Source organism: Aquabacter sp. L1I39 (genome assembly GCF_017742835.1).
Lineage (GTDB): Bacteria > Pseudomonadota > Alphaproteobacteria > Rhizobiales > Xanthobacteraceae > L1I39.
In genome coordinates, this window is the sequence record NZ_CP072392.1 from 84,137 (window position 1) to 102,877 (window position 18,741).

Here is an 18,741-nt window from a genome sequence, read left to right on the forward strand (position 1 = left end):
AGGGGAGGCTCTCTCTGTCCGGCCCGGTTCCTAAACCGCGCGGCCGGCGCCGGCGGCCGGCTTGGCGCCCTGATGGGACATCTGCTTGGCCTTGGCGATACGGCCGTTGACCGCGTAGGACAGGCCCACGATCACCGCCACCGTCGCCACATAGGCGATGACCTGCATGCCCGTCGGCTCGGCGCGATAACCGACCAGCGTGCGCAGGACCCGGCCCACCGCGCTGTCATCCGCCAGCAGCCAGGTGCTGTTCCAGACGGGGTCCGCGAGGCTCTGGATGAAGCCTGAATCCTGCAGGATGCCCACGGCCTGGGCCGACAAGCCGGCGGCCAGCAGGGTGATGAGGATGGTGGTGGTCTTGAACAGGTGCTTGACCGGAATGGCCACGAGCCCGCGATAGAGCACATAGGACACCGCAGCGCCGGCGAGGATCCCCAGCGCAAAACCGAGCGCCACATTGGCCGCTGTCTCGCCGCCGCTGACGGTGAGGCCATACATGAACAGGACAATCTCAACGCCCTCGCGCAGCACCGCCATGCCGACGACGATGCCCAGCGCCGCGATGGGGCGCCGGCCCTCTTTCACGTCGCGGCCGACCGCCTTCATTTCCATGACCATTTCGCGGCCATGGCTGGCCATCCACACCACCGTCCAGACCAGCATCACCACCGCCACGGAAAGGATGGCGGCGTTCAGCAATTCCTGGCCCGAGCCGTCGAAGAGATTGGCGATGCGTTCGGCGAACAGCGCGATAAGGGCAGAGCCGACCACGCCGCCGGCGATGCCGAGGCTGATCACTAATCCGCGCCCGCGAATGCCTTCGGACGCCGCCAGCATGACGCCCACGATCAGGCCCGCCTCCAGCACCTCGCGAAACACGATGATCAACGCTGCCAACATGGGCCGATCCTCTCGTGAACGGTCTGGCAGGGCGGAAAGCGGGGATGGGCGCTACGGCCTCCTCACCCCTCGTTCTGGCCACCGCCAGCTGCACTTAGATTAGAAATATTCAAAGTGACAATGTCTTGTTCTCTACTGTCTGCTACACCCGATCAACGGCGCTGTCACTTGGTGGCACGGCGATTATAATGATTCCAAAGAGGCGACATCGCAACAATCTGATTCCAAACCTTTCCTTAGGTCAGTCACGCCCACCACCGCATCCGTTCATTACCCTAAGTATAATTTCGTATAGCTGCCCACGTGGATGGCACAGCCGTCCCGGAGCTGAGTGATATGCAGCAAACCCGTGCAGGCATTGGGCTGCATTGCCCAATCGTTCCGCAACGCTCGGCATTTGCCGCCGTGCGCGAGGCCGGAAGGAGGCTCAAATTCAATATGGAATAATTCCATCATTTCCTTCCGACCTTGTGACGGCCCAGTTCGGAGCGCTAGTTTGCGGTCGGATTTGCGGCGCCGTCTGCGGAACAGCGAGTTGCTGTTTGCGCCCTGCGCAAGTCTAGCCGAGGAGAAGACAGTTATGCGCGCGAAGTTTGCCGCCGCCGCACTCGCCCTTGCCGTGGGGCTCGGGGGCTCCATTGCCCCCGTTGCGGCCGAGACCAAGCCCGCCGCCACGCAGGCCGCCGGGCCGAAGGCGCGGGACGTGATCGTGAGCTACGCCAACCAGGCGGAAGCCATGTACACGAACTCCTATCTGGCCGCGAAGGAGATGCAGACCGCCATCGAGGCGCTCATCGCCAATCCCAGCGCGCAGACCCAACAGGCCGCCAAGGACGCCTGGAAGAAGGCCCGCGATCCCTATCAGATCACCGAGGCCTTCCGGTTCGGCAACAAGATCGTCGACGAGTGGGAAGGCAATGTGAATGCTTGGCCGCTGGACGAAGGCCTGATCGACTATCTCGACAAGTCGCGCGGCACCTCCTCCGACGAAAACCCCCTCTATGCGGCCAATGTCATCGCCAGCAAGACCATCCGCATCGGCAAGAAGACCGTGGACGTGAGCAAGATCACGCCCAAGCTCCTGCACGACCTCAACTCCGCCGCCGGCGTAGAATCCAACGTGGCGAGCGGCTGGCACGCCATCGAATTCCTCCTCTGGGGTAAGGACTTGCACGGCACCGAACGCGGCGCCGGCGAGCGGCCCTGGACCGACTACGACACCAAGGCCTGCACCGGCGGCAATTGCGAGCGCCGCGCGCAATATCTGAAGGTCGCCACCCAGACGCTGGTGGACGACCTGAAGGAAATGGCCGACGACTGGGGCGCCAAGGGCAAGGCCCGCGCCGCCCTCCTGAAGAAGAAGGACAAGGCCGGCCTCGCCGTCATCTTCACTGGCCTCGGCTCGCTCTCTTATGGCGAACTGGCCGGCGAGCGCATGAAGCTCGGCCTGCTGCTGCACGATCCCGAGGAGGAGCATGACTGCTTCTCCGACAACACCCACAACTCGCATTATTATGACGAGGTGGGCATCCAGGACGTCTATTACGGCCGCTTCACCCGTATCGACGGCACCACTTTCTCCGGCCCCTCGGTGGCGGACTTGGTGCGCGCCAAGGATGCCAAGATCGCCGACGAGATCGACGCAAAGATGGCTGCCGCGCTCGCTGCGTTGAAGGCCATCAAGGACACCGCCGACAGCGGCGAGATGTTCTACGACATGATGCTCGCGGAAGGGAATGCGAAGGGCAACAAGCTGATCCAGGACGGCGTCGACGCCCTGGTGGCCCAGGCCCACGCCATTGAGCGCGGCGTCGCGGCCCTCAAGATCCAGATCAAGGTGGAAGGCTCCGAGAGCCTCGACAACCCCGAGGCCGCCAAGAAGAAGTGACGGCACGGATCAAGGACGGGCCGCATCGGCCCAAGGCCGGGACCCCGCGCGGGCCCCGGCTACCCGCCCGGCGGCGGGTCAGGCAAGGAGCTTGAGGAATGATTTCAAGGCGCGGCATGCTGCTCGGCGGCGCGGCGATGGGCTTGGTGGCGGCTGCCCCTTCGGCCATCGGACAGGTGCCCTCGGTGGATACCTTGCCGCCCACTGCCCCGGTCAAGCGCATCGCGCTCACCGCGCGCGAGATCGAGACCCGGCTGCTGGGGCCGGACAAGCCCGCTACCAAGCATTTCTGCGCCTATGACGGCGAGCCCTTCAAGATCTTCCGGTTTGAGCGCGGCACGCGTCTCGCGGTGGATTTCGAGAACCTTTTGCCCGACCCGACCACTGTGCACTGGCACGGCATCAGGGTGCCCAACCTCTCCGACGGCGTCGCCCCCCTCACCCAGGAGGTGATCGCCCCCGGCGGACGCTTCAGCTACAATGTGCCGCTGCCCGATGGCGGCTTTTATTTCTTCCATCCGCATTGCGACGAGACCGGTCAGGTGGGACGTGGCCTGTTCGCGCTGCTGATCGTCGACGACCCTCAGGAGCGCAAGGTACATTTCGACGCCGAGTGTTTCATCGTGGTGAAGGACTGGCGCCTCGGCGAGGATGGCCAGTGGATCGAGATGAGCACGGACGAGGGCGCCGCCACCGCGGGCACGTTCGGCACCGTTCGGGCCACCAATGGCTCGGTCATCCCGCCCCGCGTGGAGGTGCCAGCCTATGGTGACGTGCGGGTGCGCGCCATCGTCGCCGATGCCACCCGTGTCATTGACCTCGGCACCGATCATGACGATGCCGCCCTGATCGCGGTGGACGGACAGGCGCTTCTTCCGCCCGCATTGACGGACCATCTGCCCGACGGCATCTGGCGCATGGGGCCGGCCATGCGGGCCGACCTGCAGGTGCGCATGCCGGGGCCGGGACAAGAGGTGAAGGTCTATGACTATCGCTCCAGCGAGCCCTATCTCCTGACCACCCTCGTGGCGGTGGACAAGGGGCTGAAGAAGACCCCCTTCAAGCCCAAGGCCCTCCCCGCCTCCACGGCACCCATGCCGGACCTCAAGAGCCCCAAGACGCTCGACTTCCTGGTGCAGGTCTCGGCGGGCGCTACCGCGATCGGCGTACCGCTGCCGGATGACGACCCACTCGCCAAGGCGCTGGTGGATTCGCTCTGCGTGGGCGCCAAAACCCATTGGGCCATCAGCCGGGATTCCTGGGCCACCGGCGAGGCGTTGCGCCTGCCACCGCCGCTGAGCCAGCTGAGCGCCGGGACCACCTATGTGGTCAATTGCACCAATGTCACCAAGCATGTGCATCCCATGCACCTGCATGGCCATGTGTTCCGCGTCCTGTCCTCGTCCAAAAAGACGGGCATGCCGCAATATCTTGCCGACACCGTGATCGTGGAGCCCAACGAGACCGTGAAGTTCGCCTTCAAGGCGACCAGCGGCAACTGGGTGTTCCACTGCCACATCCTCGAGCACATGGACACCGGCCTCATGGGCTGGTTCCGGGTGAGCTGATGGGGAGGCACAAAGGGCGCGTCGCCTGGACCACCGGGCTGCTCCTGGCGGTTACGGCCATGGGTGCGCAAGCGCTGGACAAGCTGGACCTGGCCATTGGCAAGGCCCTGTTTGACCGTGCCTGGGTGCAGGCGCCCGCCTCCACCAAGGGCGATGACGGGCTGGGGCCCCTCTACGATGCCCGCTCCTGCGCGGCCTGCCATCCCCGCGACGGCCGCGCGGCCATGGTGGTAAACGCCAAGGGCGAGCTGGAAGGGCGTGGCGCGGTCCTGGTCCTGGGCCAGCCAGGCGGGGGCGGCGATCCGGTGTATGGGCGGCGCCTCCAGATCGACGCCATTCCGGGGCTGCGGCCTGAAGGCATTCTGGCTGTAAGGTGGGAGACACAATCGGATGGCCGCGCCCGTCCTGTCCCGGCGCCCACGGATCTGGGCTACGGGCCCTTGGCCCCGGCCACCGGCATGTCGCTTCGCATCGCGCCCGATCTGAGGGGCCGCGGCCTGCTGGAGCAGGTGCCGGACGAAGCCATCCTCGCCATCGCGGCCGAGCAGGCGCGGGGGCCAGATAGGGTGAAGGGCACGGCACGCCGGATCACGCTGGCCGACGGCACCTCCACCCTCGGCCGCTATGGTTGGAAGGCCAACCAGCCCACCATCGCGGCGCAGTCCTCGGAAGCCTTCTTCCTCGACCTCGGCCTGTCCACCCCGCTGCATCCCGAGCCCTGGGGCGATTGCACCGAAGCACAGCCGGCCTGCCGCAATGCGCCCCACGGCATCGAGGCGGAGGGGCAGCTCGAAATCCCAAGCGCGCTGCTCGACCGGGTGGTGGCCTATGTGGCCGCCTTGCCAGCCCCCCCTGCCGAGCGCGACCCGAAGGGCGCCGCCCATGATGGCAAGGGCGCCGCGCTGTTCGCCGCGACCGGCTGCGCCACCTGCCACCGCCCAGCTTTGCCCACCCGGGATGGCGGCAGCGCACCGCTCTTCACAGACCTCCTGCTGCATGACATGGGGCCCGGCCTCGCCGACACCTTGCCCGATCCCGGCGCCGCGCCTGCCCAGTGGCGAACGGCACCCCTTGCCGGCATATCCGATGCCCTGGCGCGGAAAACGGGACTTCTCCATGACGGCCGGGCCGCCGGAATTGCCGAGGCGATCACCTGGCATGATGGCGAGGCGCGCTCCGCGGCAGAGCGCTTCACGGCCTTGAGCCCGGCGCAAAAGGCCGCTCTCATCGCCTATGTCTCGCGCCTGTGAGCGGGGCAAGGCATGGTAAGACAAAAGGCCCGGCGGGCGTGAGCGAAACGAGGGCCAGGTGCGGGAGCATGGACCAATGACGAGCAGATTGACCCGGCTGGCCCTTATGGCTCTCGCCTGGACCGGCGTCGTAGCGGGAACGCCCGCCCAGGCCGAATCTCCGGCGTTCGATTCCGTCGCGATCATCGAGACCTGGCTGCTGCCCCGCTATGATGCCCTCGGCGCCTCGACGAGCGCCCAGTCCGATGCCTGGACGGCTTTCTGCGCCAAGCCCGCGGAGGCGGGGCTCCCCGCCCTCAAGCATGCCTTCACAAAAGCTGCCGACACTTGGACGGCGGTGGAATTCGTCACCTTCGGACCGGCCAGCCAGGACTTGCGGCCGGATCGGTTCAACTTCTTCCCGGACCGGCGCAATGCTATTTCCCGCGCCATGGCCGAGGTTCTGGCGGATCCGGATGCGGCCCGCTTCGCCCAGGAGCGTTTCGCCAAATCCAGCGCCGCCGCCCAGGGCTTCCCCGCCCTGGAGCGCCTGCTGTTCGAGGATGGCGCAGGTGCCCAATTGACCGCCGGCCCCGAGGCGGCGCGCCGCTGCACCTATGCCAGCGCCATCGCCCTGAACCTTGCCACCATGGCCAAAGAGATTCGCACCGCCTGGGGAGATCGCACTGCCGGCGTCCTTGCGGCCATTGTGTCGGGCAAGGGCGATCCGGCCTTGTTCCCGGACGTGGGCGCCATTCCCGGGATGATCCTCACGGACCTCTCCGGCGCCTATCAGCGTGTCACCGACACCAAGATCCTCCCTGTCCTCGGCCCAAATCCCGACGGGGCCAAACCTACGGTGGCCGACAGCTGGCGCGCCGGGCGCTCGGGCCAGGTGGTGAAGGTGATGATCCAGAGCGCCGACGCGCTGCTTCAGGAAGTGGCCAAACAGATGCCAAGCCGCCCCCAATGGGTGGTGAACAAGGCTGCCACGGCTGCCGACAAGGCGGCCGCAGACTTCCCGGCCGATCTCGGCGCCGCCGCCCAGAGCGCCGCCAGCGCCAACAGGATTCTCGCCGACATCAAGACCTTCAAGGCGGCCCAGCTCACGGTCTACCGTCCGGTCGCGTCCTATTTCGGCATCTCGCTGGGCTTCAATGCCCTGGACGGAGACTGAAGGAGGCCCGAAGGATGGCTCTGACCCGCCGCGCCTTTCTCGCCGGCACCACCGCCGGCCTCGTCCTCGCGCCCGCTTTTGCCATGGCACAAAGCCAGCTCCACGCGCAGGCCCACGCCCTCGACGAAGGCTGGATGACCACTGCGGGCATCGGCCAAGGATTCGGTGCCTTCGCCTTGGGCGCGGCCTTTGAAGCCCAGGAACGGGCGCCCTCCGTCGCCCGACTGCACGGCATCGAGGCGAGTCCGCGCGGACCCCTGGCGGTGGCAGTGGGCCGGAGGCCGGGCCATGTGGCCGTGGTGTTCGACCGCACGCACGGCGGCCCGGTCGCCGAATTCGCGCCCGGCACGGGTCGCGTCTTCTCCGGCCATGGCCGTTTTTCTCCCGATGGCACGCGGTTCCTGACCAACGAGATCGAGCGGGGCGTCGCGGATGGCCCCACCCGCACAATGGGGCGCGGCATCGTGGCCGTGCGGGCCGTGGCAGGCGGGTTCGAAATCGTGGACGAATGGCGCACGGGCGGCGATGGGCCCCACGACCTCATGCGCAACGGCCCCCATTTGGTGGTGGCCAATGGCGGCATCGAGCCCAACACGCCCGAAGCGCTTGATGCCGAGGTCACCGGCAGCAGCATCACCCTGCTCGATCCCGACACCGGCGCGGCACGTGGCGAGGGGCAGCTTTCCACCGAGCTGGCCAGCCTGTCGCTCCGGCATCTCGCCCGCGACGAGGCCGGCAGCATTGTGGTGGCGGCACAGGATCTGCTGAAGGACGGGGTGTCCCGTCCGCTCCTCTTCTCCATCGGAGCGGAAGGCGCACTGACCCCATTCGAGGCCCCGGAGGGCGAGCTTCTGGCCCTGCGCGGCTATGTGGGCTCGGTGGCGTTCGACGCTTCCGGCGCCTTCATCGCCTGCTCCAGCCCGCGCGGCGGGCGCATCGCCATCTGGCGGCGGGACGGGCGCTATATGGGCGCGGTGCCGCTGGTGGATGGCTGCGGCCTGGCGGGGACCGCGCAGGCGGGACGCTTCCTCGCCACCAGCGGCTATGGCGAGGTGATCCTCATCGCTGTGGACGAAAGCGTGGGCATCATCGACCGCCGCACCGGCGGTCCCCGCTTCGACAACCATATGGTGCGGGCCTGACCGGAGCCCGGCCGCTCGCTCCTCGACGGGTGGTCAGGTGACGCAGCCGCGCCCGTCCACTGGCCACACCTCTTCCACCTGTTCGCCGCGCACCGCGACCATCCAGTCATATTGGGCGACGGTCGGGTCGCAATGGGACGGCACAAGGCGCAGCCGCTCTCCCAGCGCCGGCGCCGCCACGCCTTCGGCCGCCTCGATCCGCCCTTGCTCGTCGCTCGCCTTGGTGAAGGAGAGGTCGGGTCGCCCGGCCACGGCGGGCGGGCCGCAATCCAGGTTCAGTGCCTTCGCTCCGGCATCCACATAGGCCAGCCCCGGCGCGGGCGTGCGCAGCACCCCCGCGAGCACGAACAGGCTCTGGGCAAAGGGCCGGTAGGGCGCGCCGTCGGCGTCGAGATTGCGGGCATAATCCACGTCCATGAAGACGTAGGAGCCGGGCTGGATCTCGTCCAGGAGCCCACTGGCCAGGTCCGCCTCGAAGCTCCCCGTACCCCCGCCCGTCACCAGCGGACAGGGCAGGCCGGCGGCGCGGATACGGGCGCGGGCCTCCGCCGCCCGCTCCCCGGCCTGATGGGCGGCGCGGGCGCGCTCGGCGGCGCCGCGCAGATGCTGCATGGGACCGTTATAGGCCTGGATGCCCCGAAGCTGGAGGCCCGCCGCGCTGTGGATCGCCTCGGCCAGCGGCAACAGCGCCTCGGGCGTCTGAAGACCCATGCGCGCATCCCCGGCGTCGATCTCGATGAGGATGTGGAACGTCACCCCTGCCGCCCGCGCCGCATCCGACAGCAGGGCCACATGGGTCAGGTCGCTGGCGAGCGTCGTCACCCGGACTTTGCCCGCGAGTGTGGCGAGACGCTCCAGCTTGCGCGCGCCCACCACGTGATTGGAGACCAAGAGGTCCTCCACCCCGCTCGGCAGCAGTGCCTCGGCCTCCGAGACCTTCTGGCAGCACAGGCCCACCGCGCCGGCGGCAAGCTGGCGGCGGGCGATAGCGACGCTCTTATGGGTCTTGCCGTGGGGGCGCAGCGCCACGCCCGCGGCCCTGGCCCGCGCCGCCATGAGGGCGATATTGGCCTCCAGGGCGTCGAGGTCCACCATCAAAGCGGGGGTATCGATCTCGGTGAACACATCGCCGGAGCGGGCAGGCACGGGGGACGTCACGGGCAGCTTCCTTGCAGGCCGCCGAAGAACAAGCGGCGGGCACCCTTTGTAGCAGGAACCGGCAGCGGGCACAGGCATGCCGGCCGGCTGTCTCGCCTCAGGTCTCGGCGGCGGTGACCTGTGCCGTACGGCGAGCCTGGAGTTCCGAGCGCGCCTCGGCGAGCACCGTCTTCAGCACCGCCGGCGATCCCGTCATGAACTGGCGCACGGCATCCGCAATGACATCGTCCAGGGCTTCGGGCGTCGGTGTCCCATAAACAAACTTGCGGATGGCGATGTAGAAGACGCGCCCGTGCAGGCCCCAGAGGAGCTCCTCTTCCCGCTCCGTGACCGGAATCTCATCAGGTCCCGGCAAGCGCAGTTCGTGGCGCAGTTCGTGGCATGCGGGCACTACGATCAGCTTCTTGACGATGGCCAGGTAGCGCTTGGTGATGTCGAACGACTTCAGCCCGGAAAAGACGAAGATGCGGACCCAGTGGAAGTCGAACACGCGCTGGGCATATTCCAGATAGAACTGGGTCAGGCGCTGTTCCACCGTGCGGCTGCGGTCGCGGATCAAGCCCTCCCAGTCCGGGCTCCAGCGGCTGAGATAGACGTGCTCATAGACCCGCTCGATGAGCGCTTCCTTGCTGGGAAAGTGCCGGTAGATGGCCGAATGGGTGATGCCCATGCGCTTGGCCAGCTCGCGCGTCTGGCCCTCGAATCCGTGCTCGGCGAAGAAGCGCACCGCCTCTTCCAGGATGGCCATCTCCCGGTCCGGCGCCCGCATGTTGCGCCGGCGCGGGCTTGCGCCCGATGAACGAACCCGGGCTGCGGGGCGGGCCGGGGCGACAGGCACGGACGGTTCATCTTGCGGCAAGAATGGCCTCCCCTTGGGCGCCGCGGGCTCAGAACCCGAGCCGGCGAAGGGCCGACCAGATTCATCCTGGGATAACGCATAAGGCAAAAGTGACCAAGTGGTCTTTTCACATTGACACAGGTCAAATCCCGCGCATAAGTTAAGACCAAGTGGTCACAAATAGACCGCACTGGAAACGCCGCCCGAGGTTACCCGCGTGAAAGCTCGCGCCTTCACCTATGTCCGCGCCCGCTCCCTGGAGGAGGCCGTTACCCGCTTCGGCGAGGCGGACGGCGAGGCGAGCTATATTTCCGGCGGGCAGAGCCTGGTGCCGGCGCTGGCGCTGCGCCTCCAGGCACCAGCCGTGATCATCGACTTGGCGGGTATCGCCACCCTGCGCGGCGTGATGCTGGAAGACGGCGCCTTGCGCATCGGCGCGCTCACGCGCCATGCGGACGTGCTGACCCATCCCCTTATCGGCGCCCATGCCCCGCTTCTGCGGGAAGCCGCGCCCCATGTGGCCCATCCGGCCATCCGCAATCGCGGCACCATCGGCGGCAATATCGCGCTGGCGGATCCGGCTTCCGAATTCCCCGCCATGCTTCTGGCCATAGACGCGCGGGTGGAGATTTTCGGGCCAGCCGGTTTCAGGCAGGTGCCCGCCGATGACTATTTCCTCGACCTCTACCAGACCGCGGCCGAGCCCGGCGAAATCGTCACCGCCATCCTGGTGCCCCCTGCGCCTCCCGGTACCGTCATCGCGATGGACGAGCTGGCCCGTCGGCGTGGCGACTATGCCATGGTCGGTGCCGGCCTCCAGGGCCGCTTCTCGACCGACAGGACGGTGGAAGCGCTTCGCATCGCCTTCTTCAGCGTGGGCGCGACGCCGGTGCGCGCGAAAGGCGCCGAGACGGCGGTCATCGGGAATGCCCTCGACGCCGTCGCCATCGCCAAGGCCCAACGCGCCCTCGATGACGATCTCGACCCCATGGATGACGAGGAGGTGCCCGCCGCCATGCGCCGCCATCTGGCGCGGGTGCTGCTCGGCCGCCTTCTCCAGCGCATGAGGGACAAGACATGACCGCGCCCGTCCCCGTCTCTCTGATCGTCAACGGCACTGAGGTCTCCCGCCTCGTCGCGCCACGCACGACCCTTGCCGACTTCCTGCGCTTCGATCTGGAGCTGACCGGCACCCATACCGGCTGCGAGATGGGTGCATGCGGCGCCTGTCTTGTGATGATGGATGGAGAGGCCGTGCACGCCTGCCTGGTCTTTGCCGTGCAGGCGGTAGGCTCTCGCATCGAGACGGTGGAAGGCCTCGCAGAGCGTGGCGCCATCGCCGATCTCCAGGCCGCCTTTCACGTCCGCAACGCGCTGCAATGCGGCTTCTGTACCCCCGGCATGCTGGTCACCGCCCATGCGCTGCTGGAGCGCGTGGACGAAGTGCCCAGCCGGGAGGAGATCCGCGACGCGCTCTCCGGCAATTACTGCCGCTGCACGGGCTATGAAGCGATCGTCGATGCAGTGACGGCGGCGGCGCAGACGCGATGCTGTGGTGGCGCCCGACCGGCGGATGCCCTCCAGGACGAAGGAGTGCAGCCGTGAACGCGCCCTTCTCCCCCGCCGCACACACGGCTCCCGGCCACGACAGCCCCCACGGGGCGGCCTCCGGCCATGTAGGCGCCCGCATGCCCCGCCCCAATGCCAAGCGCCTGCTCGCCGGGCGGGGGCGCTATGTGACCGACATCACCTTGCCGCGCATGCTGCACGCGGCATTCGTGCGCTGCCCCTTCGCCCATGCGCGCATTTTCTCCGTGAATGCGGACGCCGCCCGCGCCGCCCCCGGCGTGCGGCTCGTGGCGACCGGGGCGGATCTGGCCCGCATCTGCACGCCCTGGGTGGGCACGCTCGACCATTTCAAGGGCATGAAGTCCCCGCCCCAGCTTCCCTTGCCCGTCGACATCGCGGTCTGGGCCGGTCAGGCGGTGGTGGCGGTGGTGGCCGACACCCGCGCCCTGGCGGAAGATGCCGCCGAGCTGGTGGAGATCGAATTCGAGGAACTGCCCGCCGTCACCGATCTGGACATGGCGCAGGAGCCGGGCGGCGCGAAGGTCAGCGCTGTGCTGCCGGACAATATGTGCTTCCGCGCCGGCCTCGACAACGGCAACGTGGACGAGCTGTTCGCCAGCGCCGCCCATGTGGTGGAAGGCGACTTCACCTTCGGCCGCCACACCGGCGTGACGCTGGAACCCCGCGCGATCATCGCCGACTATGATCCGAGCGAGGAACGACTCACCGTCCATCACGCCACCCAGACGCCCTACCAGTTCCAGGACCTCTATTCCCGCCATTACGGCATCCCGGAATCCCGTGTGCGTGTGGTGGCGCCGGACGTGGGCGGCTCCTTCGGCATCAAGCTCCATGTCTATCACGAGGACATGGCGGTGGTGGGCCTGTCCATCCTGTTGGGCCGGCCGGTGAAGTTCGCCGCCGACCGTACGGAGGCGTTCGTCTCCGACATCCATGCCCGCGACCATCGGGTGAAAGCCCGCGCGGCGGTCGGCGCGGATGGCACGCTGCTCGCCTTCCAGGTGGAGGACGAGACCGCCATCGGCGCCTTCTCCACCTATCCCCGCACCAGCGCGGTGGAGGGCAACCAGGTCATCCGCCTCATCGGCGCGCCCTATCGGCTGAAAGGCTATCAAGCCGACCTGAAGGTGCTGTTCCAGAACAAGGTGCAGACCAGCCAGTATCGCGCGGTGGGCCATCCCATCGCCTGCGCGGTCACCGAGCGGCTGGTGGATCTGGCGGCGGAAAAAACCGGGCTCGACCCCTTCGCCATCCGTGCCCGCAATCTCATTCCGGACGATGCCTATCCCTGCACGTCCGCCACCGGCTATCAGTTCGAGCGCCTGTCCCACGAGGCGTGCCTTTCAAAGCTGAAAGCGCTCATGGACTATGACCGCCTGCGTGCCGATCAGGCCGAGGCGCGGGCACGGGGGGTGCACCGGGGCATCGGGATTGCCGCCTTCGTGGAGATCACCAATCCGAGCCCGGCCTTCTATGGGGTGGGCGGCGCCCGCATTTCGGCGCAGGACGGGGCGATCCTGAAGATCACGCCGTCCGGCGAGGTGCGCTGCCTCATCTCGGTCACCGAGCAGGGCCAGGGCACGGAAGCCATTATCGGCCAGATCGTCGCCGATCATCTGGGGGTGCCGCAGACGGCGATCCGCGTCATCACGGGCGACACGGAAGTCACCCCCCATGGCGGCGCCACCTGGGCCTGCCGGGGGGCTGGCATTGGCGGCGAAACCGCCCTCCAGGCAGCGAAGAAGCTGAAAGGTCAGGTGCTCGCTCTGGCAGGCACCATCCTCCAGGCCAATGGCGAAGACCTCGACCTGAGGGATGGCGAGGTAGTGGACCGCGCCAACGGGCAACCCCGCATCTCCCTGGCCGAAGTGGCCCGCATCGCCTATTTCCGCTCCGACACCTTGCCGAAGGGCACGGACGCGCAGCTCACCGCCGCCCACCACTTCGCCCCGCAGGGCTATCCCTTCGCCTTCACCAACGGCATCCATGGCAGCCATGTGGAAGTCGACGTGGAAACCGGGCTGGTCAAGATCCTCAAGCACTTCGTGGTGGAGGATTGCGGCCGCATCATCAATCCGCTGCTGGTGGAAGAGCAGGTGCGCGGCGGCGTTGTGCAGGGGCTCGGCGCGGCCTTCTTCGAGGAATGCCGCTATGACGAGGCCGGCCAGCTGACCAATGGCTCGCTGGCGGATTATCTCGTGCCCATGTCGTGCGAGATGCCCGACATTCTCATCGACCATGTGGAAACGCCCACCGCCGACACGGAATTGGGCGCCAAGGGCTGCGGGGAGGCGGGCACGGCCGCCGCCTCGGCCGCCGCGCTCAATGCGGTCAATGACGCGCTTTCCCCCTTCGGCGCGGCCATCAGCCAGATCCCCATGACGCCGGCTCGCCTGCTGAAGGCACTGGGCACCATCTAGACCTCAACCAAATCGACTGACGCCAAAGCTCGACCAAAGCGAACCAAAACAAGAGTTTCGGGAGGATTTCATGACCATGCGCAAGGACTTGTTCCGATCTGGCGTATCCCGCCGCACCATGCTCGGCGGCATGGCCGCCGGCGTCGGCCTCCTCGCCGCTCCCGCGCTGGTGCGGGCGCAGGCGGAGACCATTCGCATCGGCTTTCCCGTGCCCCTCACCGGCCCCTTCGGCGCCGAAGCGAAGGACCAGGTGAAGTGCGCCGAACTCGCCGTGCAGCAGGTGAATGCCAAGGGCGGCATTGCCGGGCGCAAGGTGGAATTGCTGGTGCGCGACGACAAGCTCAATGCCGGCGAGGCGGCCACCCGCACGCTGGAGCTGATCGAGAAGGACAAGGTGCACGCCATTGTCGGCTCGCTCTCCAGCGCCGTGCAGCTGGCCGTGAATGAGGTCACCCGCGCCCGTGGCGTGATCTATGTCTCCATCAGCCAGTCCGACACCATCAACGAGGTGAAGGACTTCTCCCGCTATACTTTCCACGAGGCGCTCAACCCGCACATGACCACGGCGGCGGTGGCGGAGAAGACCTTCAAGAAGGGCTCCAAGGTCGCCTATCTCGTCGCCGACTATGCCTATGGCCACGAAATGCTGCGCGGCTTCAAGCGCGCCGCCGCCGCCATCGGCGCGGAGACGGTGGGCGAGATCCTGCACCCCATCGGCGCGTCCGACTATTCCACCTTGATGCCGCGCATACGGTCCATGAAGCCGGACATCCTGTGCATCTGCAATTTCGGCCGCGACCAGGCCAATGCCATCAAGCAGGCCACCGAGTTCGGGCTCAAGCAGTCCATGCGCATCGTGGTGCCGGTCATCCTTTACAATCAGCGCCTGGCGCTGGGGCCCGACGCCTTCGAGGGCGTGGTGGGCGGCGCCAATTATTATTGGGGCCTGGAGAAGACCGTCCCCTCGGCCAAGGCGTTCAATGACGCTTACAAGGCCACCCATGGCGGCGCCTATCCCAGCGATTACGGCGCCTATGGTTATACGGGCGTCGCCTCGCTCCTGCTCGCCATGGCGCAAGCGGGGGGGTCGGACACCGACAAGGTGGTCGCGGCCCTGGAGAACCTGAAATACGACGTGGCCAAGGGGCCGCAATTCTATCGCAAGTGCGACCACCAGTCGGTGCAGTCGGTGCTGGTGCTGGAATCCAAGAAGAAGGCCGACATGGCCAACGACCAGGACCTCTTCGCCATCATCGCGGATGTCCCCGGCTCGGAGACCATGCTGCGCAGCTGCGGCGAGCTTGGCTTCCCCACCTGACCACCCGGCGGGGCGACCCGCCGCAGTCCTATGCGCCGCTGGCCGGTCCTGGGTGCAGCCAGGGCGCGTCCGGCGGCGGTCCGGTCCCCAGCCTGCCGGCGGCCGCCCGCCCCAAAGGAACGCCCGATGGACCTCGAACTCATTCTCATGCAGCTCTTTTCCGGCGTGGCGCTCGGCGCGATCCTGATCATGGTCGCGCTCGGCCTCACCATCATCTTCGGCATGCTGGGCATCGTGAATTTCGCCCATGGGGCGCTGTTCATGGTGGGCGCCTATGCGGGGCTCTACATCGCCGAGCGCACCGGCAGCTTCTGGTGGGCGCTGGTGCTGGCGCCGCTGCTGGTGGGCGTCTTCGGCATGCTCATCGAGCGCTTCCTCATCCGCCCGCTCTACAAGCGCTCCATCGACGATCCGCTGCTTCTCACCTTCGGTCTCGGCTATGTGCTGGTGGAAGCCGTGCGCATCATCTTCGGGACGGACGGCGTGCCCTTCTCCACCCCTTCGGCGCTGACCGGCGTGGTGGATCTGGGTGTCGGCTATTTCCCCATCTATCGCCTCTTTGTGGTGGGCCTCGTGGCGGTGATCCTCATCGCGCTGTGGCTGGGCCTGGAGAAGACCAAGTTCGGCCTCATCGTGCGGGCCGGCGCCCGTGACCCGCTCATCATGCGGGTGCTGGGCGTGGACATATCCCGCCTGTGGCTCGCGGTGTTCGGCCTCGGCGTGGCGCTGACCGCGCTTGGCGGCGTGCTGGCCGCCCCCATGCGCAACGTGAACCCCGAAATGGGCGCGCTGGTGCTGGCGGAAGCCTTCGTGGTCACCGTCATCGGCGGCATGGGATCGCTGCTCGGCGCGGTGGTCGCGGGACTTGGCATCGGCATCGCGGTGAGCATGACGGCGTTGTTCGCGCCGGAAATGGCCACCATCGTCATGTTCGGCCTCATGGCCCTCGTCCTGCTGGTGCGTCCGCAGGGCCTGTTCGGACGCCCCGTGGGCGCGTGAAGGAGACCGCACCCGTGACCTCCCCTCCCGTGACCTCCCCGTCCTTGGCCGTGCCGGCGCAAGGCGGCAAGGGCGACCTGCGCACCACCTTAAGCGCCTGGCGCGTGCCGCTCTCTGTTCTGGCCTTGTGCGTGCTGCCCTGGGTTCTGCCCTCACAGGCCCTGGCCGTGAACGTGCTCATCTATGGCCTGTTCGCGGTCGGCTATAACCTGCTGTTCGGCTATACCGGCCTCCTGTCCTTCGGCCATGCGGCCTTCTTCGGTGGTGGCGCCTACCTGACCGGCATGGTCATGGTGCATCTGGGCCTCGGCTGGTTCCCGGCCATGGTGCTGGGCGTCTTGGGCTCCGGCGTACTGGCGGCGGTGATGGGTTCTCTCTCCATCCGCACGCGCGGCATCTACTTTTCCATGGTAACTCTGGCTTTGTCCCAGCTCGTCTACTACGTGGCGCTCCAGGCCACCGCCTGGACGGGCGGAGAGAACGGCCTGCGCGGCTTCACCGTATCGAAGATCAACGTGCTGGGCCTCACCATCGATTTCCTGGACCCGGTGAAGAAATACTATGTGCTGATGGTCTTCACGGCGCTGGCGCTGTGGTTCGTCTCGCGCCTCCTCAACTCACCCTTCGGCGCGGTGATCGAGGCCATCCGCGAGAACGAGACCAGGGCGCGGGCCTGCGGCTATGATGTGGAGCGCACCAAGCTCATCGCCTTCATCGTGTCCGGCCTCATCTGCGGGCTGGCGGGCGCCATGTCGGCCATGCACCTCGCCATCGTGCCGCTGGACAGCCTGCACTATCACACGTCGGGCCTCGTTGTGATGATGACCATGCTGGGCGGCGCCGGCAGCTTCTTCGGGCCGTTCGTGGGCGCGCTGGTGTTCCTCCTGATCGAGGACGTGGCGTCCACCTGGACCTCCCACTGGCAGCTCATCGCCGGGCTCATCTTTATCTTCTTCGTGCTGTTCCTACCCAAGGGCCTGTGGGGCACCTTCCTCGCCTGGAGGACGCAGCGATGAGCACGCCTTTGCTCAGCGTCGATAATATCGGCCGCACCTTTGGGGGCTTCGTGGCGCTGGCGGGCATTTCCGCCACCTTCGAGGCCAACAAGGTCACCGCCATCATCGGCCCCAACGGCGCCGGCAAGAGCACCTTCTTCAACGTGCTCTCGGGCGTGCTGCCGCCCTCCACCGGCTCCATTCGCTATAAGGGCCAGGAGATCTCCGGGCTGAAGCAGCATCGCTTCGCCCATCTGGGCATTGCCCGCTCCTACCAGATCACCAACATCTTTCCCGAGCTGACGGTGCACGAGAATGTGCGGGTGGCTGCCCAAGCCTTCGCCGCCCGCTACGACCTGTTCTTCAACCGCACCGCCTATCCTGAGCTCGACGAGAAGGCGGACCGGGCGCTGGCGGCGGTGGGGCTGTCCAGCCGGCAGACCCGCATCGCCAAGTCCCTGGCCCATGGCGAGCAGCGGGCCTTGGAGATTGCCATCGCCTTGGTGGCCGATCCCGAACTCCTCCTCCTCGACGAGCCGACCGCCGGCATGGGCCCGGAGGAGACCAAGGACATGGTCGCCCTCATCGAGCGCCTCGCCCGCGAGCGCACCGTGCTTCTGGTGGAGCACAAGATGAAGATGATCCTCGGCCTGTCCGATCGCATCCTGGTGCTCCATCACGGCCGGCTGATTGCAGACGGCACGCCCCAATCCATCCAGACGGACCCGGAAGTCCGTCGCGTCTATCTGGGTCAGAACGATGGCTATGCTTGAGATCCAAGGGCTCAATGCCTGGTACGGGGCGAGCCACGTGCTCCATGGCGTCTCGTTCGACGTGGCAGAGGGCGAGATCGTCGCCCTGGTTGGCCGCAACGGCGCCGGCAAGACCACCACCATGCGTTCCATCATGGGGCTGATGCCACGCACCTCCGGCTCGGTGCGCTTCCGTGGTGAGGAGATCCTCGCTTTGCCCGCTCACGCCCGCTTCAAGCGGGGCCTTGCCTATGTGCCGGAGGAGCGGCGCATCGTGCCGAGCCTCACCGTGCGGGAGAACCTGCAGTTGGGCCTCGTGGCGGCGGGCGGGCGGATCGACGAGCGCGCGGCCATCGACGAGATCGCCGAGAGCTTTCCACGCCTGAAGGAGCGCCTGAACCAGCAGGGCACCACCATGTCGGGCGGCGAGCAGCAGATGCTGGCCATTGCCCGCGCCATGATCGCCAAGCCCTCCTTGATCCTGCTGGACGAGCCCTCCGAGGGCATCATGCCGGTGCTGGTGGAGGAGATGGGCGTCCTGTTCCGCCGGCTGAAGGCCGCCGGCACCACGCTCGTCCTGGTGGAGCAGAATGTGGAATGGGCGCTGAAGCTGGCGGATCGCGCCATCATCATCGACCAGGGCGAGATCGTCCATCGCTCTAGCGCCGCCGCCTTGCTGGCGGACAAGGACATCCAGGACCGCTATTGCGCGGTGTGAGGCGCGGCATCGCGCGCCGGACCAATTTCCAAACGGCCGCCGCGCGCTT

Annotated in this window: 16 protein-coding genes; 13 read left to right on the plus strand and 3 right to left on the minus strand. The window is 67.2% G+C overall.

The window, feature by feature from the left end:
* Positions 1 to 30 precede the first annotated feature (30 nt).
* A complete protein-coding gene (locus tag J5J86_RS00405; protein WP_209102956.1) occupies positions 31 to 900 on the minus strand; it encodes an FTR1 family iron permease in 870 nt (289 codons plus the stop codon).
* Between the two features lie 580 nt (positions 901 to 1,480).
* Here J5J86_RS00405 and J5J86_RS00410 point away from each other — a divergent pair.
* From J5J86_RS00410 to J5J86_RS00430, 5 genes are all read left to right on the plus strand, one after another.
* A complete protein-coding gene (locus J5J86_RS00410) occupies positions 1,481 to 2,788 on the plus strand; it encodes an imelysin family protein (protein ID WP_209102957.1) in 1,308 nt (435 codons plus the stop codon).
* 98 nt (positions 2,789 to 2,886) lie between these two features.
* Positions 2,887 to 4,356, plus strand: a complete 1,470-nt coding sequence (locus tag J5J86_RS00415; protein ID WP_209102958.1) for a multicopper oxidase family protein — start codon at positions 2,887 to 2,889, stop codon at positions 4,354 to 4,356.
* Positions 4,356 to 5,606, plus strand: coding sequence for a di-heme oxidoredictase family protein (locus J5J86_RS00420; protein ID WP_209102959.1), 1,251 nt, complete (start codon positions 4,356 to 4,358; stop codon positions 5,604 to 5,606). Before J5J86_RS00415 ends, J5J86_RS00420 begins: the two co-directional genes overlap by 1 nt.
* 76 nt (positions 5,607 to 5,682) lie before the next feature.
* Positions 5,683 to 6,762 (plus strand): imelysin family protein, encoded by a 1,080-nt coding sequence (locus J5J86_RS00425; RefSeq protein WP_209102960.1) that lies wholly within the window; start codon positions 5,683 to 5,685, stop codon positions 6,760 to 6,762.
* A 14-nt stretch (positions 6,763 to 6,776) separates the two neighbouring features.
* Positions 6,777 to 7,904: a DUF1513 domain-containing protein gene (locus J5J86_RS00430; protein ID WP_209102961.1), complete on the plus strand. Its 1,128-nt coding sequence runs from the start codon at positions 6,777 to 6,779 to the stop codon at positions 7,902 to 7,904.
* Between the two features lie 33 nt (positions 7,905 to 7,937).
* Here J5J86_RS00430 and J5J86_RS00435 read toward each other — a convergent pair whose 3' ends face one another.
* The gene (locus tag J5J86_RS00435; RefSeq protein WP_209102962.1) at positions 7,938 to 9,062 is read right to left on the minus strand and encodes a DSD1 family PLP-dependent enzyme; all 1,125 of its coding nucleotides are present in this window, start codon (positions 9,060 to 9,062) and stop codon (positions 7,938 to 7,940) included.
* A 97-nt stretch (positions 9,063 to 9,159) separates the two neighbouring features.
* Positions 9,160 to 9,831 (minus strand): TetR/AcrR family transcriptional regulator, encoded by a 672-nt coding sequence (locus J5J86_RS00440; protein ID WP_209105149.1) that lies wholly within the window; start codon positions 9,829 to 9,831, stop codon positions 9,160 to 9,162.
* Positions 9,832 to 10,117: 286 nt separating this feature from the next.
* On the opposite strand from J5J86_RS00440, the gene J5J86_RS00445 reads away from it, so the two are divergent.
* The 8 genes from J5J86_RS00445 to J5J86_RS00480 all read left to right on the plus strand — a co-directional run bounded on the left by J5J86_RS00445 (position 10,118) and on the right by J5J86_RS00480 (position 18,692).
* The gene (locus J5J86_RS00445) at positions 10,118 to 10,981 is read left to right on the plus strand and encodes an FAD binding domain-containing protein (protein ID WP_209102963.1); all 864 of its coding nucleotides are present in this window, start codon (positions 10,118 to 10,120) and stop codon (positions 10,979 to 10,981) included.
* Positions 10,978 to 11,505, plus strand: coding sequence for a (2Fe-2S)-binding protein (locus tag J5J86_RS00450; RefSeq protein WP_209102964.1), 528 nt, complete (start codon positions 10,978 to 10,980; stop codon positions 11,503 to 11,505). Before J5J86_RS00445 ends, J5J86_RS00450 begins: the two co-directional genes overlap by 4 nt.
* Before the next feature lie 83 nt (positions 11,506 to 11,588).
* Positions 11,589 to 13,910: a xanthine dehydrogenase family protein molybdopterin-binding subunit gene (locus tag J5J86_RS00455; protein WP_247658359.1), complete on the plus strand. Its 2,322-nt coding sequence runs from the start codon at positions 11,589 to 11,591 to the stop codon at positions 13,908 to 13,910.
* 70 nt (positions 13,911 to 13,980) lie between these two features.
* Complete coding sequence (locus J5J86_RS00460) at positions 13,981 to 15,228, plus strand: ABC transporter substrate-binding protein (RefSeq protein WP_209102966.1); 1,248 nt, start codon at positions 13,981 to 13,983, stop codon at positions 15,226 to 15,228.
* Between the two features lie 126 nt (positions 15,229 to 15,354).
* Entirely contained in the window at positions 15,355 to 16,227 is an 873-nt protein-coding gene (locus J5J86_RS00465) for a branched-chain amino acid ABC transporter permease (RefSeq protein ID WP_209102967.1), read from the plus strand.
* 29 nt (positions 16,228 to 16,256) lie between these two features.
* Positions 16,257 to 17,243 (plus strand): branched-chain amino acid ABC transporter permease, encoded by a 987-nt coding sequence (locus tag J5J86_RS00470; protein WP_209105150.1) that lies wholly within the window; start codon positions 16,257 to 16,259, stop codon positions 17,241 to 17,243.
* Positions 17,240 to 17,995: an ABC transporter ATP-binding protein gene (locus tag J5J86_RS00475; RefSeq protein ID WP_209102968.1), complete on the plus strand. Its 756-nt coding sequence runs from the start codon at positions 17,240 to 17,242 to the stop codon at positions 17,993 to 17,995. The genes J5J86_RS00470 and J5J86_RS00475 overlap by 4 nt, the downstream gene beginning before the upstream one ends.
* The gene (locus J5J86_RS00480; protein WP_209102969.1) at positions 17,988 to 18,692 is read left to right on the plus strand and encodes an ABC transporter ATP-binding protein; all 705 of its coding nucleotides are present in this window, start codon (positions 17,988 to 17,990) and stop codon (positions 18,690 to 18,692) included. Before J5J86_RS00475 ends, J5J86_RS00480 begins: the two co-directional genes overlap by 8 nt.
* The last annotated feature ends 49 nt before the right edge of the window (positions 18,693 to 18,741 follow it).

Bases quoted from the DNA above. Each gene is read 5' to 3' on its own strand.
- J5J86_RS00405 (WP_209102956.1), bottom strand. From the start codon at position 900: ATGTTGGCAGCGTTGATCATCGTGTTTCGCGAGGTGCTGGAGGCGGGC.
- J5J86_RS00410 (WP_209102957.1), top strand. From the start codon at position 1,481: ATGCGCGCGAAGTTTGCCGCCGCCGCACTCGCCCTTGCCGTGGGGCTC.
- J5J86_RS00415 (WP_209102958.1), top strand. From the start codon at position 2,887: ATGATTTCAAGGCGCGGCATGCTGCTCGGCGGCGCGGCGATGGGCTTG.
- J5J86_RS00420 (WP_209102959.1), top strand. From the start codon at position 4,356: ATGGGGAGGCACAAAGGGCGCGTCGCCTGGACCACCGGGCTGCTCCTG.
- J5J86_RS00425 (WP_209102960.1), top strand. From the start codon at position 5,683: ATGACGAGCAGATTGACCCGGCTGGCCCTTATGGCTCTCGCCTGGACC.
- J5J86_RS00430 (WP_209102961.1), top strand. From the start codon at position 6,777: ATGGCTCTGACCCGCCGCGCCTTTCTCGCCGGCACCACCGCCGGCCTC.
- J5J86_RS00440 (WP_209105149.1), bottom strand. From the start codon at position 9,831: ATGCGGGCGCCGGACCGGGAGATGGCCATCCTGGAAGAGGCGGTGCGC.
- J5J86_RS00450 (WP_209102964.1), top strand. From the start codon at position 10,978: ATGACCGCGCCCGTCCCCGTCTCTCTGATCGTCAACGGCACTGAGGTC.
- J5J86_RS00455 (WP_247658359.1), top strand. From the start codon at position 11,589: ATGCCCCGCCCCAATGCCAAGCGCCTGCTCGCCGGGCGGGGGCGCTAT.
- J5J86_RS00460 (WP_209102966.1), top strand. From the start codon at position 13,981: ATGACCATGCGCAAGGACTTGTTCCGATCTGGCGTATCCCGCCGCACC.
- J5J86_RS00465 (WP_209102967.1), top strand. From the start codon at position 15,355: ATGGACCTCGAACTCATTCTCATGCAGCTCTTTTCCGGCGTGGCGCTC.
- J5J86_RS00475 (WP_209102968.1), top strand. From the start codon at position 17,240: ATGAGCACGCCTTTGCTCAGCGTCGATAATATCGGCCGCACCTTTGGG.
- J5J86_RS00480 (WP_209102969.1), top strand. From the start codon at position 17,988: ATGCTTGAGATCCAAGGGCTCAATGCCTGGTACGGGGCGAGCCACGTG.